This window comes from Parasphingorhabdus sp. (assembly GCF_059726685.1).
On the sequence record NZ_AP041068.1, the window covers coordinates 2,831,836 to 2,847,170 of the forward strand.

Genomic DNA, 15,335 nt, shown 5'->3' on the forward strand with positions numbered 1-15,335 from the left:
AATTGTCCGGATATGTTAAGCATTTGAAAAATCAGTGAAATAATATGTCAAAATCTAACAATTTGCTTGGGTTTATCGGACCAAATCGCTATCCTGCAGACATGAGTGAAAACACAGAAAATAACAGCCCGGAAGGCACTGAAAACGCTTCCGACAGTTCCAACAAAAATGAATATGGTGCCGATTCCATCAAGGTCCTGAAAGGCCTTGATGCGGTTCGTAAACGGCCCGGAATGTATATCGGTGATACCGATGATGGCTCGGGCCTGCATCATATGGTGTTTGAAGTATCGGATAACGCGATTGATGAGGCTTTGGCTGGTCATTGCGACCTGATTCTGATCACCCTGAACGCCGATGGCAGCGTTTCTGTCGAAGATAATGGCCGCGGCATTCCTGTAGGGATGCACAAGGAAGAAGGCGTAAGTGCAGCAGAAGTTATCATGACTCAGCTCCACGCAGGCGGTAAGTTTGAAAACACTTCTGACGACAATGCCTATAAGGTTTCCGGCGGTCTCCACGGCGTGGGCGTGTCGGTTGTAAACGCGCTGTCCGAATGGCTGGAACTCAATATCTGGCGCGATGGTAAAGAGCATAATATGCGCTTTGAATTTGGTGATGCTGTGCGCTCACTGGAAGTCATCGGTGATGCCAATGGCAAAAAGGGTACGCGGGTTACCTTCTTCCCTTCTCCTGCAACCTTCAAGATTACCGAATTTGACTTTGAAAAGCTCGAGCATCGTTATCGCGAGCTGGCATTCCTTAACAGCGGCGTCCACATTCTGCTGCGTGACGAACGCCATGAAGAGGCCAAGGAAATTGATCTTTTCTACGAAGGCGGCATCGCGGCCTTTGTGCAATATCTCGACCGCAACAAGACCGCTCTCGTGCCGGATCCCATTGCCATTCATGGTGACCGTGATGATGTCACTATCGACGTCGCGTTGGAATGGAATGACAGCTATTATGAAAATGTGCTGTGTTTCACCAACAACATTCCTCAGCGCGATGGCGGCACCCATTTGGCGGCTTTCCGATCGGCTCTGACGCGAACGCTGAACAACTATGCCGAAAGCTCTGGCGCGCTGAAGAAAGAGAAGGTCAAGCTCACTGGCGATGACATGCGCGAAGGCCTGACCGCCATTGTGTCGGTCAAACTGCCGGATCCGAAATTCAGCTCACAGACCAAGGACAAGCTGGTCTCTTCCGAAGTTCGCCAGCCGCTGGAAAGCCTGATGGCTGACAAGCTAGCAGAATGGCTGGAAGAAAATCCGCAAAATGCGGCAATGGTTGTCCAGAAGGTGATCGACGCTGCTGCAGCCCGTGAGGCCGCCAAAAAGGCACGTGAATTGACGCGTCGCAAGGGCGCGATGGATATTGCTTCCCTGCCCGGCAAGCTTGCCGATTGTCAGGAACGTGATCCAGCGAAATCCGAACTATTCCTGGTGGAGGGTGATTCCGCTGGTGGTTCCGCCAAACAGGGCCGCGACCGCCATTATCAGGCGATCCTGCCGCTCAAAGGTAAGATATTGAACGTTGAGCGTGCGCGCTTTGACCGGATGCTCTCTTCCAAAGAAGTCGGCACACTGATTCAGGCCATGGGCACAGGTATTGGTCGTGAAGATTTCAATATTGAAAAGCTGCGCTATCACAAGATCGTGATCATGACCGATGCTGACGTCGATGGCGCGCATATCCGAACATTGCTTTTGACCTTCTTTTATCGGCAAATGCCGGAAATCGTCGAAAACGGGCATCTCTACATTGCGCAACCACCGCTTTACAAAGTCGGCAAGGGCAAGAGCGAGGTCTATCTGAAAGACGATAACGCGCTCGACAATTATCTGGTTGAGGCCGGTTTGCAGAATATGATCTTACAAACGGCTGAAGGCGCACGGTCCGGTGAGGATTTGCGCAATCTGGTCGAACATGGTCGGCGTATGCGCTCACTAATGACCTATGTGCCGCGCCGCTATGACAGCACCATTGTCGAAGGCATGGCGCTAACCGGCGCGCTTAATCCGCAACATGGCCCCGCCGAGCGGCAAGCCGCCGTTGAGGCTGCCGCCGCCTGGATGGACGCTGTGGACGAAGAAGGCCGCTGGTCGGGCAGTGTTTCCGAAGAAGGTGGCTATTTATTCGAGCGTCTGTGGCGCGGGGTCACAGATCATCACATTATCGAAGCCAAATTCCTAGAATCGGCTGAAGCGCGCAAGTTGCATAGCCTGGCATCCGAACAGAGCGCCACTTATGCAACCGGTAGCCGCCTTGTGAAGGGCGCGGCAGAAGATAGCGACGATGATGGCAGCGCAGGATTGGAAGGCGTATTGATCACGCGGCCATCCGAATTGCTGGACGCCGTATTGGCCGCGGGACGCAAAGGCCTGTCCTTCCAACGCTATAAAGGCCTGGGAGAGATGAATGCCGAGCAACTTTGGGAAACCACGCTGGATCCCGAAGTTCGCTCTCTGCTACAAGTGACGGTCGAACAGGCGGACGTGACAGACGAGATCTTCACCAAGTTGATGGGCGACGTGGTCGAACCACGACGGGAATTTATCGTCGACAACGCGCTGAACGTCGCCAATCTGGACGTTTAACTACAGTTCCGGCCACATTGGGCACAATAGCTTCGTTTTTTGATTATGGTTTGATATCGCATACGTAAGTAATGCGTTAAAACCATTATCGAAATTGTAGTTTTGGGAGGTCGTATGCCAAGGGCAGGAAAATTTGCGTCTCGTCTATACGCATATTTTTTGTTGATCACCGGACTATCGCTGCTCACTGCCTGCGCTTCGGTGCAAGATGCTCCCTTAGAGGTTGGCCAGAATAATAGCATACCCAAGATCATCGCGATCGGTGACATGCATGGAGACTATGCCCCTTATCGAGCGCTGATGCTTAAAGCTGGTTTGATGGACCAGCAAGGCAACTGGATCGGTGGTGATACCATCTTTGTACAAACGGGTGATATCCCGGATCGTGGTCCTGACACCCGCAAGATCATCGAAAGCCTGCAATTGCTCGAACAGCAGGCGCCTTCTTCCGGCGGCAAGGTCATTCCGATGGTCGGCAATCATGAAGCCATGAATGTGTACCGCGATCTGCGTTATGTCCACCCGGGTGAGTATGCTGCTTTCGCAGATGAAAATTCCGAAGCGGTCAGGCGCGATCACTATGCTACCCATCGCTCGGATATCGAAGCCAGATATCGAAAAAAGTCCCCAAAGCTGACTGCTGATCAAATCAAGACGGAATGGGAGAAAAATACGCCTTTGGGTAAGTTGGAACACCGCGCCGCGTGGAGCCCAACCGGCTATATTGGCAAATGGGTGGCGCGTAATCAGGTGGTAACAAAGGTACGAGGCTATTTATTCGCCCATGGTGGATATAGTCAGGAATTCAGCTGCTTTTCGCTCGATGAAATGAACATCGCGGCTGAAAAAGCGCTTCGCAAACAGGATCGATCACGCGACAATATCCTGCGCCACAGATTGGGGCCGCTCTGGTACCGCGGCAATGTTCGCGGCCGCGAGGATGAGAAGGGTTTCGATGCTGATAGGGAAATCGATATGGTGCTGCGAACCTATGACGCCACGCACATCATCATCGGTCACACACGCAATGAAAAGGGCATTCGGGTCAGCCGCGACGGCAGGCTAGTCCAGATCGATACCGGAGCTTCGGCCCACTACGGCGGTGTGCCGTCATTTTTGCGTGTCGAAAATGGCGAATTTTTTGCTCACACCAAAGACGGATTCACGAAACTGAAGGTCTCTGTAGCGGACCCTTCTTGAAAATATCCCTTACTGCTCGACGAATCACGCAACAAAAGCAAATCTCAGTAAAACCTATTCGGTAATTTCCAACCCGACGGCATCGGCCATGAAGCCGTAGATATCGGAATATTCCTCGATCAGTTTATCGGTCGGCTTGCCGCTACCATGCCCTGCCCGCGTTTCTATGCGGATCAGATGTGGTTTCTCGCCGGTGTTCAAAGCCTGCAATCTCGCGGTATATTTGAAGCTGTGCCCCGGCACCACGCGGTCGTCGGTATCAGCGGTTGAAACAATTAGCGCCGGATAGTCCGTGCCATCCTTTATATTGTGATAGGGCGAATAGCTCAGCAGTTTCCGGAAATCTGCCTCCTTGTTCGGATAGCCATAGTCATCGACCCAGTAACGACCAGCGGTAAACCGGTCGAAGCGCAACATGTCCATCACGCCCACAGCCGCATGGCCCGTAGTAAACAGGTCCGGCCGCTGGTTCATCACCGCTCCCACCAAAAGCCCGCCATTGGAGCGTCCCTCAATCGCCAGACCATCCTTAGGCGTGATGCCCTCAGCGATCAGATATTCACCCGCCGCGATAAAATCATCAAACACATTCTGTTTGTTCTGCAGACGACCGCCATCATGCCATTCCTTGCCATATTCGCCGCCGCCGCGCAGATTCGCCGAAGCATAGACGCCGCCTGCTTCGATCCAGGCCATTTTGGGCGCGCTATAACCGGGCAGAACCGAGATATTGAATCCGCCATAGCCGTAGAGCAATGTCGGTGCGCCCTTACTCAGGTCCAGATCCTTTTTGTGCACCAGAAACATCGGAATTTTCGTGCCGTCTTTGCTTTCATAAAAACGCTGCGACACAGTAATGCTGCCAGGATCAAACGGTATATCCGGCTTAGCCCATACAGTGGGTGTCCCCGCATCACCAAAGCTGTAAATAGTCGCAGGCTGATTGAAGCTTTCAAACGCGAAATAGCCTGCGTCCGCCTTGGCCGAACCGTCCAACCCTTTGACCTGACCCAGCCCGGGTAAATCAACCACACCCTCGGGCGTACCATCCAGCGCAAACAACTCGAGCCGGCTCTTGGCATCGTCGATATAATCCACTGCCAGTGTATCGCCGACCAATACCGCGTCATCGATAGTCGCCATATGCTCCGGGACGACCTCTACCCATTCCGGGGTTTCAGCACTGACATCAGTTTTCATGACCCGCAGGCGCGGCGCGTCCATATTGGTCATGAAATAGAGCGTATCGCCAACACCATCAATCAGTGACCAATTATGGTCAAATCCGGTGACCAACTTGCGCGGCTCAATCTCATTGGCATCCACCTTGACCAACGTGATTTCATAGCGATCGTCGGTTCCCGAAGAGGAGGTAATGACCACCCATTGCTTGTCCGAAGTAACCGTAGCGGTGTGGCTCAATTCCGGTTGATCGGGGGTAGCGTAAACCTTTATATCCTGGCTCTGCTCGCTCCCCAGAACATGCGCATAGATGGTGTGATTTATATTCAGCGACTGAAACGCTTCACCCTCTTCCGGTTCGGGAAAGCGGGAATAGAGAAAACCGCTATTGTCCGGCATCCATGCAAGATCGCTGAATTTAACCCACTCCACTGTGTCCTTCATAATCTCACCGGTTGCGACATTAATGACCTTCAGGGTGCGCCAGTCGGAACCGCCGTCCTGAACCGCATATGCCAGTAAACTGCCGTCGCCCGAAGGCTTCCATTCCGCCAGCGCCGTAGCGCCATCCTCTGACCATTCCGCTGGATCGATCAGCACGCGCTCTTCGCCATCTTTGCCGTCCCGAACGTAAAGTATGGCCTGGTTCTGGCCGCCACTCTTGCGCTCGAAGAAATATTTTCCGCCTGCCTCAACCGGCGGCTCAATCTCATCATAGTCAAAAAGCGCCGTCATTGATGTTGCAAGTGGTTTACGGTCTTCCAGCGTCACCAGATAAGCATCGGTCACCGCATTTTGCGCCTTCACCCAAGCCGCGACCTCGGCATCTTCCCGCACATCATTTTCCAGCCAACGATAGGGATCGGCAATAGACTCACCAAATTGCTCTTCAACCACATCGACGGTCTTGGTTTTCGGGTAGGTCAGAGCATCATCCTTCGCTTCTGTTTCGGTTTGGGCAAGAGCCGGATTGGAAGTGATTGCCGTACTGCTGGCCAGTGCCAGAACAAGAAGACCGGTGATACGCATAAAATTCCCCGAAAACTGTAAAACACAAAGAAAAGAGGCCGCGAGCTTATCGCCCACGGCCTCTATTATCAATTGAAACTGTCTTTCAGATGAAGCGGCTTATGCCTCTTCGAAATCTTCTTCAGCATTCTGGTCTGGACCACTGTCCTGACCTTTTGCTTCTTCATTACGATCCACCAGTTCAATCACTGCCATAGCAGCGGCGTCCGAATCGCGGAAACCGGCTTTGATAATCCGGGTATAACCACCGCTACGGTCGTTATAACGCTCGGCCAACTCGCCAAAAAGCTTCTTTTCCTGGGTCTCGTCCATCAAACGCGCATGGGCAAGACGACGGTTGGACAAGCCACCTTTTTTCGCCAACGTGATCAGTTTTTCTACATAAGGCCGCATTTCTTTGGCTTTAGGCAGGGTGGTCATGATCTGCTCATGCTTGATCAGTGCCGCAGACAGGTTTTTCAGCAAAGCCTGACGGTGAGCACCGGTCCGCTGCATACGGCGGCCCTTCATTCTATGACGCATATTCTATACTCCATTTTTGCCGACCCTTCCGGGCGGGAAACCGGCTCCCACTTTCCCTGAAGGGATCGGACGTTCGTATTGGGGCCGTATGAGGTACCCCGATGCAGGCCGATTTGCGGGTCGGCCAGTTTCCCGTTTAACCCAGCAGCTCTTGCTCAAGCTTCTTGGCCATTTCCTCAATATTTTCAGGCGGCCAACCAGGAATATCCATTCCCAGACGCAGACCCATGCTGGACAGCACTTCCTTGATTTCGTTCAAGGATTTGCGGCCAAAGTTAGGCGTACGCAGCATTTCTGCTTCGGTCTTCTGCACCAGATCGCCAATATAAATGATATTGTCGTTCTTGAGGCAGTTTGCGGAGCGAACGGACAGTTCCAGCTCGTCGACCTTCTTGAGAAGGTAACGGTTGAGCTGGTTGGCGTCGCTTTCCTGCTGACTCTGTGCTGCGGCCATGCCGATGGGCGACGACACGCTTTCCAAAGCTTCTTCGAAATGTACGAACAGCTGCAACTGGTCCTGAAGAATGCGCGCTGCATAAGCAATCGCATCTTCCGGGGTCACGGTGCCGTCGGTGTCGATGGTGAGGTTCAGCTTATCAAAGTCAAGCTCCTGACCAACACGGGCATTATCGACTTTGTAAGAAACCTGACGGATTGGCGAGTAGAGCGAGTCAACCGGGATCAGGCCGATGGGCGCGTCTGCCGGACGGTTAGCAACCGCTGGAACATAGCCTTTGCCAACATTGACGGTCAGTTCCATGTTGAAGGACGCGCCTTCATCAAGGTGACAGATAACCAGATCAGGGTTCATCACTTCGATGTCGCCGGAAACCGCAATATCGCCTGCAGTCACTTCTGCAGGACCTGTTGCAGAAAGCTGCAGACGCTTGGCGTCTTCGCCTTCCATCTTCAGAGCGATCTGTTTGACGTTCAAAACAATGTCAGTGACATCTTCACGCACGCCGGGGAGCGACGAGAATTCATGCAGTGCATTTTCGATCTTGATCGAGGTAACCGCAGCGCCTTGCAGCGATGACAGCAAAACACGGCGAAGCGCGTTACCAATGGTTAAGCCAAAGCCGCGCTCAAGAGGTTCTGCTACAAAAGTAGCTTTACGCTTGGGATCACCACCGGATTTTATATCGAGAACATTGGGCTTCTTCAGTTCTTGCCAGTTCTTCATATTGACAGTCATGGACTTCCCCTAGTGAGTTCAAAGAGTGGGTTGGACCGTTACCACTCCGAATTACCAAAAATTGGAAACTACCGGCCGGATAGTTCCCGTAAACTTGCGCGGCTTAGACGCGGCGACGTTTGGACGGACGGACACCATTATGCGGGATCGGCGTAACATCGCGGATCGAGGTAATGGTGAAACCGACAGCCTGCAGCGCACGAAGAGCGGACTCACGGCCGGAGCCAGGACCTTTCACTTCCACTTCCAGGGTGCGAACACCGTGGTCAGCTGCTTTTTTGCCAGCGTCTTCCGCTGCAACCTGCGCCGCGTACGGCGTAGATTTACGAGAGCCTTTAAAACCCATCATGCCCGCAGAGGACCAGCTTATCGCATTGCCCTGTGCATCGGTGATGGTGACCATCGTGTTGTTAAATGTGGCGTTGACGTGCGCGACGCCTGCCGAAATATTTTTGCGCGCGCTTTTCTTTATGCGCTGCGGTTCGCGTGCCATGTGATCAATTCCTACCTAATATCCTGAAGAGACAAGTTCCAAAATTCTGGAGACCGTCTTATTTTTTCTTACCGGCAATAGCCTTGGGCTTGCCTTTGCGGGTGCGTGCATTGGTATGCGTGCGCTGACCGCGAACAGGAAGACCTTTACGGTGACGAAGACCGCGATAGCAGGCCAGATCCATGAGACGCTTGATGTTCATTGCGGTTTCACGACGCAAATCACCTTCAACAGTCAGATCCGCGTCAATGGTTTCGCGAATCTGCAAAACTTCCTGATCGGAAAGGTCCTGAACCCGACGGGCGGGATCGATTTTCAGTTTTTCTACAATTTCAGCCGCTTTTGTGCGTCCGATACCGTGAATATAGGTAAGCGCAATGATAACGCGCTTGTTTGTTGGGATATTTACCCCGGCAATACGTGCCAATATTTTTCTCCTGCTCCACAGAGACCGATTCGCCGGCCTCTATCTCATCGCTAAGCTGTTAAAAACACATCCAAAACGCACAAAACCAGCGGACGCCACGAAAGCGTTGCCGGTTGTGTTGGATTTCGAATACGCACCAAATAGGGAGAGTCGCTGGCGCTGTCAATAGCGGTTTCAGCGGCGAACAGCGCATCCGCCTCGATATTGGCCAATATGGTCAAACGGCCCGGCTCCGCTTTCTTGTCCATATCCATTTTGGATGTAATAACGATGGTCATTCGGGCATCATTTGATGCGGCTATGCCGAGATATCAGCCGCTTTGGTCTGATCCCCCAATTGGTAGAACCCTTCCGCCGAAATGCGTTGTGCCAAGCGGTGCATGTTCTTCATGGGTCCCGTTTTCGCTGTGTCAATAAAGGCTTCCCATTGTTCTCGCGTCTGCCATTTGGCTATTGTCAGGATAATCTGAGGATCATCTGCAGCCTCTATGCAAAAGCTGCCCAACGCCCCTTCTACCGTTTCATGGATATGGTTTGTCGTCTGCTGCCAACTCTCCAGGAAAGCATCCTTGTTTTCGGAGGGGACAGACCATTTATAGATAACGTGAAACATCGGACCTTGTGGACTCCCGGCTGATGTCAACTTGGCGATTGAGAAACCTTAATGGCACAATTCTGCCTCAGCCTCCGATATTTTTGGAATATGGCCCGCCGGAATGGTCCCGGCGGGCCGATGATCCGTCGAAATTTTAAACCACCCCGTAGGCCAGCATCGCGTCGGCGACTTTCTTGAAGCCCGCGATATTCGCGCCCTTCACATAGTCGACATAGCCATCGCCCTGATCGCCATATTCGACGCACTGACTGTGGATTCCTTCCATCAATTCGGTCAGCATGGTGCCCAGACGCTCGTGGTTCCAGCTGATACGCTCCGCGTTCTGGCTCATTTCCAGGCCAGATACTGCTACGCCGCCAGCATTGGCCGCCTTGCCCGGTCCATACATGATCTTCGCATCGTGGAAGACATGAACACCTTCTAACGTGGTAGGCATATTCGCGCCTTCCGACACGGCTTTCACGCCATTGGAGACCAGCATTTTCGCTTCGTCTTCATTGAGCTCATTCTGTGTCGCGCACGGCAATGCGAGATCGCAGGCCACGCTCCACGGACGCTGTCCTTCGTGGAAGGTCGCGCCTTTAAACTCATCGACATATTCAGACATGCGTCCACGGCGATGGGTTTTATGATCTTTGACCCAGTCGATCTTCTCTTGGGTGAAGCCGTCGGGATCATGAACAAAGCCGCCGCTGTCAGACAAAGTAAGAACCTTGCCGCCTTGCTTGGTAATTTGTTCGGCTGCGTGGGTTGCAACATTGCCGGAACCGGAAATCACGGCCGTCTTGCCTTCAATCGTGTCCTTTTTGTGCGCCAGCATATTCTGCATGAAGTATACGGCGCCGTAGCCGGTAGCTTCCGGCCGCATTTCACTGCCGCCATATTCACGGCCCTTACCGGTCAGCACGCCTTCCCAGCGATTGGTGATCCGCTTGTACTGGCCGAACATATAGCCAATTTCACGGCCGCCCACGCCGATATCACCCGCAGGCACATCGGTGTCAGGGCCAATGTGGCGATACAACTCGGTCATGAAAGACTGACAGAAACGCATGACTTCTGCGTCAGATTTACCCTTGGGATTGAAATTGGCGCCGCCTTTACCACCGCCCATGGGCAAACCGGTCAGCGAATTTTTGAACGTCTGTTCAAAGGCCAGGAACTTCAGCACGCTTTCTGTCACGCTGGGATGAAAACGGATGCCGCCCTTATAGGGACCGATGGCATTGTTATTCTGCACCCGCCAACCGCGCTGGACACGGATATTGTGATTGTCATCTTCCCAGCAGACGCGGAACGACACCACCCGGTCAGGTTCGGCCATGCGGCGCAAGATCTGCGCGGCGTGATATTCTTCCTTGTCCTCGATAAACCCGTAAATATCTTGGGCGACTTCCTGCACCGCCTGAATAAATTCGGTTTGCCCCGGATTGCGCTTTTTCACGCCTTCCATGAATGTTGGAAAATCTACATGATCAGAAACGGCCATCGTCTTACTCCCCCTAGAGTGATTATCTGCGCGCCCGCGATCAATTGCGATGTCCTCGAGTCGCATTTGACTTGGGCATCATATTAACGGCAATTTATTCGATTGGTAAAGCTTTGATATTTGGCCCGATTTATTCGGCTTGCTCCGCTTCTTCGGGTTCGCTCTCTGGTTCCGCCTCCGTTTCTTCTTCCGGCGCAAAAAGCGCTGCAAGCCGGGTTAGCTGTTCGCCAATAACGCCATCGACCGCCGGCGCGATTTGATCGACCGGGAACTCCATGTAACCACCGACTTTGTAGACGAAGGATATTGCGGTGCTATCGCCATCGGGGCGCAGGCCAATAGTAAGCGTGCCTGTCACCGCCTCCCCTTGCAATGGGCCAAGCGCACCGGACATCCGCAAGGCTTTGTTGTTCTGCGCAAACACGACCCGCATATGCTGCACGCTGCCTTCAGCCGATTTGATATTGTCTTCGCTTACCGTGCGCAGCAGCTCGCAAAAACAGCCGCCAGCCTGCGGCACCAGATAGAAATTTTCGGCATTACCGGAAAAGCTATGCTCGCCATTCCACCAGCGGGCTGGTGCGATGATAGTTTTCCATACGACTTCGGGAGCCGCATTCACCGGAGCGGCATGTTTGACGGTAAAACCGTTATCCGCGGTATTGGTAACTTCTGCCTGGACGGCAGTGGCGCTGAGCGCAGCTGCCAATGGTAATATGAATCGGAACAATCTGTGTCTCCCCCTGTTAAGCGAGAGACTAGTCGGCGTCCTTGTCACTGGCAATATCTATCAGCCAAAGCTGACAAACGAAATCAGTCCAGTGCAAGCACTGCTTCAATGGCGCTGCTGACGGCATCCATGCTGCCCATGCCATCGACCTTGGTGACTATACCGCGCTCCTCATAGATGGGCAGGATCGGCGCCGTCTTGGCGCGATACTCATCCATGCGGGTGCGAACGGTTTCTTCATTATCGTCCGGGCGGCGTTTAAATTCATTAGAACCGCAGACATCGCAAACATCAGCATTGGCAGGTTGCTTGAATTTGTCGTGATAGCCTTCGCCGCAATTGCCGCAAGTGAACCGCCCGGTAATGCGTTCCACCAGTGCGTCAACGTCCACACCCAGTTCAATAACATGATCGAGCTTGCGGTTTCGAGCCGTCAATATCTCATCAAGCGAATGGACCTGCGCCTCGGTACGGGGATAGCCATCAAAAATAACGCCTTGATCGGAACCAAGTTCATCAAGCCTATCGCCAATAATGCCGGAAACGACTTCATCGGGAACCAACTCGCCAGCGTCCATCAATGCTTTGGCTTTTAAGCCAACCTCTGTGCCAGCCTTAACCGCTGCGCGCAGCATATCGCCGGTGGACAGTTGGACCATGCCATGCTCGTCTTCGAGAAGACCGGCTTGCGTACCTTTTCCGGCACCCGGTGGTCCCAACAGGATGATGTCCATAAGTTACTGTCCCCTATAACCTTACCAATCCCGGAGGAAAATTATTAGCGTTTGCGGCGGCCGCCTTTGAGTTTCGCTTTTTTCAGCAGATCGCCATATTGCAGAGCCAGCAAGTGACTCTGAATCTGGGTAACCGTATCGACGGTCACGTTCACGATAATCAGCAAACTGGTCCCGCCCAGGAAGAAGAGCGGCAAATTGGTTTGCGCCATAATATATTCCGGCAAAACACAGACAAAAGCCAGATACGCAGCGCCAACGACCGTAATGCGGGTCAATACATAATCGAGATAATCCGATGTATTTTTACCGGGCCGGATGCCAGGCACAAAGCCACCATTTTTCTTGAGATTATCGGCGGTTTCCTCGGGGTTAAAAACAACCGCCGTGTAGAAGAAACAGAAGAAGATAATACCAGCTGCATAGAGCGCCATATACAGCGGCTGCCCATGCGCAAGATATTGGTTCAACGCGATGATGAAGTCACCACTCGCGCTTTCTCCTGCAGCTGTATTTCCAGCAAACTGACTAACCGTCAGTGGCATCAGCAATAGCGAGGAAGCGAAGATCGGCGGGATAACACCGGCTGTATTGACCTTCAGCGGCAAATGACTGCGGTCCGCCTGCATCACACCATTTTGCGTGGCGCGCTTGGGATATTGAATGAGCACGCGTCTCTGTGCACGCTCCATGAAACTGATGAACAGCACCAGACCGACAACCATCGCGATCAAACCAACAATGGTCAAAGCGCCAACAGAACCAGTCCGGCTGCCTTCCATGAGATTGCTGACGAAAGTCGGCATCTGGGCGACAATACCGGCCATGATGATAAGCGAGATACCGTTACCGATACCGCGACTGGTAATCTGTTCACCCAGCCACATCAGGAATAATGTACCGCCGACCAGGCTGATCACCGCACCAATACGAAAGCCCATACCGGGATTCACCACAGCTTGGAGGCCGGATTGAGAGGCAAAGCTCTCCAGCCCAACGGCTATGAAATAGCCCTGGATCGCCGTCAGACCAACCGTACCATAGCGGGTATATTGGTTGAGTTTTTTGCGGCCCGCTTCGCCGTCTTTCTTGATCGCGGCCAATGTCGGTGACAAAGCGGCGGCCAACTGCACAACAATCGATGCGGTAATATAGGGCATGACACCCAACGCAATCAGGCTCATTCGCTCAAGCGAACCGCCGGAAAATGTATTGAAAATATCAAGAACACCACCGCGTGTCTGGTCATAAAGGTCCGCCAGCACGACTGGATCCACACCAGGAAGTGGTACGAAGCTGAGCAGCCGGAAAACCACCAACGCACCCAGCGTAAACCAGATACGTTTGCGGAGTTCGGTTGCTTCTCCGAATTTTGCCAGGCTCAAATTTGCTGCGACCTGATCGGCTTTTGATGCCATTTTAGTAGTTCCTTGCCCCGCCGTTCATGAAGGTTAGTCACCTTCAAATCAATGCATCGATCCCATATCGGATGTTGCTGCCCGAAAAACAAGGCTCTTGGGCATCAAGCTGAGCCGATACGGATAAAAAGAAAGGCCCCGTCTATGCTCTGAAGCTTAGCGGGGCCGTTGACTGGTTTAAATCAATCTTTCTTTTTGGCCCTGTTGGCGGCCTTTTTCTCTTTAGCCGGCTTGGAAGGTGTTGCCTTCTTTTCGCCTTTTGGACGATGGGTCGCTGCACCAGCAAGAATTTCGACTTTGCCGCCCGCTTTTTCCACCGCTTCGATGGCTGCTTTGGAAGCGCCAGCAACAGATATAGTGATTTTCGCCTTGATTTCACCTTTGGCGAGCAAACGCACACCGTCTTTGCCGCCACGGGTCAGACCGGCTGCGTTTAAAGCCGCCTGGTCCAGCGTACCTTTGTTGGCCAGCTTTTTGGCGTCGATGAACTTCTGGATCATACCCAGATTGACTTCAGCATAGTCGGTGCCGAACGGGTTGTTGAAACCGCGCTTCGGAAGCCGCATGTGAAGTGGCATCTGACCACCTTCAAAGCCGTTGATGGAAACACCAGAGCGAGACTTCTGGCCCTTTTGACCACGTCCGCCGGTTTTGCCTTTGCCGGAACCAATGCCTCGGCCAATACGGGTACGCAATTTGCGTGCGCCGTCATTATCTTTAATTTCGTTCAGTTTCATGTCGTGTACTCGCTTTCGCTTTTATTCGCACGGTTGTCCTCGGGCTTTACCCTTCAACAACCTCTACAAGGTGGTGCACCTTACGGATCATGCCGCGCACTTCCGGGGTGTCTTCCAATTCGGAAACACGGTGCATTTTATTGAGGCCCAGGCCGATCAACGTCTTGCGCTGTTCTTCTGGGCGACGGATTGGCGAACCAATCTGCTTGATTTTTACTTTAGCCATTATGCCTTACTCCGTAACTGCTGCAGCTTCGGCCTCAGCCTCAGCTTCAGAAGCGCCGCCGCGGCCAAGCAGATCGGCAACTTTCTTGCCGCGCCGCTGGGATACAGCCTTGGGGCTGGTCTGTTCACCAAGCGCCACGAAGGTTGCCCGGATCATGTTATAAGGGTTGGATGTTCCGTTAGACTTAGTCACCACGTCGGCAACACCAAGACTTTCGAAAACCGCACGCATAGGACCACCGGCAATGATACCGGTACCTGGAGGCGCCGAACGCAAGGTCACGTTGCCTGCACCAAACTGGCCTTTGCCGTCATGGTGAAGCGTACGACCTTCCCGCAATGGAACGCGAACCATTTTCTTTTTCGCAGCGGCTGTTGCTTTGGTAATCGCTTCAGGCACTTCGCGTGCTTTACCTTTACCAAAACCGGCACGACCTTTGCCGTCGCCAACCACAACCAGTGCAGCAAAACCAAAGCGCTTACCGCCTTTAACAGTTTTGGAAACACGGTTGATGTGCACCAGTTTCTCGATCAACTCTTCGCCCTGATCCTGATCCCGGCCACCACGACCACGGCCACGACCGCGTCCGCCATCACGGCCGCCGCGTCCACCGTCACGTCCGCCACGGTTTCCACCACGACCTTGACGCTCTTGTTTTTGCTCGGCAGGAGCAGCCTCAGCTGGTGCAGCTGATTCCGGCGCTTCTGAGCCTTCGTTCTTTGTTTCTTCAGCCATGC

Annotated in this window: 16 protein-coding genes; 2 read left to right on the forward strand and 14 right to left on the reverse strand. The window is 53.0% G+C overall.

Annotation, left to right across the window (positions count from 1 at the left end; all coding sequences use genetic code 11):
- Positions 1 to 101: 101 nt before the first annotated feature.
- Together gyrB and AC6I9Z_RS13985 are read left to right on the forward strand one after the other, a co-directional pair.
- The gene (gene gyrB, locus AC6I9Z_RS13980; RefSeq protein ID WP_461456375.1) at positions 102 to 2,600 is read left to right on the forward strand and encodes a DNA topoisomerase (ATP-hydrolyzing) subunit B; all 2,499 of its coding nucleotides are present in this window, start codon (positions 102 to 104) and stop codon (positions 2,598 to 2,600) included.
- 114 nt (positions 2,601 to 2,714) lie between these two features.
- The gene (locus AC6I9Z_RS13985) at positions 2,715 to 3,800 is read left to right on the forward strand and encodes a metallophosphoesterase (RefSeq protein ID WP_461456376.1); all 1,086 of its coding nucleotides are present in this window, start codon (positions 2,715 to 2,717) and stop codon (positions 3,798 to 3,800) included.
- A gap of 54 nt (positions 3,801 to 3,854) precedes the next feature.
- Here the strand turns inward: AC6I9Z_RS13985 and AC6I9Z_RS13990 are convergent, their stop codons facing one another.
- The 14 genes from AC6I9Z_RS13990 to rpsE form a co-directional block, all read right to left on the reverse strand.
- Positions 3,855 to 6,011 (reverse strand): prolyl oligopeptidase family serine peptidase, encoded by a 2,157-nt coding sequence (locus AC6I9Z_RS13990; RefSeq protein ID WP_461456377.1) that lies wholly within the window; start codon positions 6,009 to 6,011, stop codon positions 3,855 to 3,857.
- Between the two features lie 99 nt (positions 6,012 to 6,110).
- On the reverse strand, positions 6,111 to 6,533 hold the full coding sequence (gene rplQ / locus AC6I9Z_RS13995; protein ID WP_461456378.1) for a 50S ribosomal protein L17: 423 nt from the start codon (positions 6,531 to 6,533) through the stop codon (positions 6,111 to 6,113).
- A gap of 136 nt (positions 6,534 to 6,669) precedes the next feature.
- Complete coding sequence (locus AC6I9Z_RS14000) at positions 6,670 to 7,728, reverse strand: DNA-directed RNA polymerase subunit alpha (RefSeq protein WP_108810491.1); 1,059 nt, start codon at positions 7,726 to 7,728, stop codon at positions 6,670 to 6,672.
- A gap of 103 nt (positions 7,729 to 7,831) precedes the next feature.
- Entirely contained in the window at positions 7,832 to 8,221 is a 390-nt protein-coding gene (gene rpsK, locus AC6I9Z_RS14005) for a 30S ribosomal protein S11 (protein ID WP_067198370.1), read from the reverse strand.
- A gap of 58 nt (positions 8,222 to 8,279) precedes the next feature.
- On the reverse strand, positions 8,280 to 8,648 hold the full coding sequence (gene rpsM, locus AC6I9Z_RS14010) for a 30S ribosomal protein S13 (protein WP_461456379.1): 369 nt from the start codon (positions 8,646 to 8,648) through the stop codon (positions 8,280 to 8,282).
- Positions 8,649 to 8,698: 50 nt separating this feature from the next.
- Complete coding sequence (locus tag AC6I9Z_RS14015) at positions 8,699 to 8,926, reverse strand: hypothetical protein (RefSeq protein WP_461456380.1); 228 nt, start codon at positions 8,924 to 8,926, stop codon at positions 8,699 to 8,701.
- 20 nt (positions 8,927 to 8,946) lie between these two features.
- A complete protein-coding gene (locus tag AC6I9Z_RS14020; RefSeq protein WP_461456381.1) occupies positions 8,947 to 9,261 on the reverse strand; it encodes an antibiotic biosynthesis monooxygenase family protein in 315 nt (104 codons plus the stop codon).
- A gap of 136 nt (positions 9,262 to 9,397) precedes the next feature.
- Positions 9,398 to 10,753: an NADP-specific glutamate dehydrogenase gene (gene gdhA / locus AC6I9Z_RS14025; protein ID WP_461456382.1), complete on the reverse strand. Its 1,356-nt coding sequence runs from the start codon at positions 10,751 to 10,753 to the stop codon at positions 9,398 to 9,400.
- A 130-nt stretch (positions 10,754 to 10,883) separates the two neighbouring features.
- Positions 10,884 to 11,483, reverse strand: coding sequence for an SRPBCC family protein (locus AC6I9Z_RS14030; RefSeq protein ID WP_461456383.1), 600 nt, complete (start codon positions 11,481 to 11,483; stop codon positions 10,884 to 10,886).
- A gap of 83 nt (positions 11,484 to 11,566) precedes the next feature.
- Complete coding sequence (locus AC6I9Z_RS14035) at positions 11,567 to 12,217, reverse strand: adenylate kinase (protein WP_461456384.1); 651 nt, start codon at positions 12,215 to 12,217, stop codon at positions 11,567 to 11,569.
- Positions 12,218 to 12,261: 44 nt separating this feature from the next.
- Complete coding sequence (gene secY, locus AC6I9Z_RS14040; protein WP_109356558.1) at positions 12,262 to 13,635, reverse strand: preprotein translocase subunit SecY; 1,374 nt, start codon at positions 13,633 to 13,635, stop codon at positions 12,262 to 12,264.
- 182 nt (positions 13,636 to 13,817) lie between these two features.
- On the reverse strand, positions 13,818 to 14,372 hold the full coding sequence (rplO, locus tag AC6I9Z_RS14045) for a 50S ribosomal protein L15 (RefSeq protein WP_461456385.1): 555 nt from the start codon (positions 14,370 to 14,372) through the stop codon (positions 13,818 to 13,820).
- Between the two features lie 46 nt (positions 14,373 to 14,418).
- Positions 14,419 to 14,598: a 50S ribosomal protein L30 gene (gene rpmD / locus AC6I9Z_RS14050; protein ID WP_109356556.1), complete on the reverse strand. Its 180-nt coding sequence runs from the start codon at positions 14,596 to 14,598 to the stop codon at positions 14,419 to 14,421.
- A gap of 6 nt (positions 14,599 to 14,604) precedes the next feature.
- Positions 14,605 to 15,333, reverse strand: coding sequence for a 30S ribosomal protein S5 (gene rpsE / locus AC6I9Z_RS14055; RefSeq protein ID WP_109356555.1), 729 nt, complete (start codon positions 15,331 to 15,333; stop codon positions 14,605 to 14,607).
- Positions 15,334 to 15,335 lie beyond the last annotated feature (2 nt).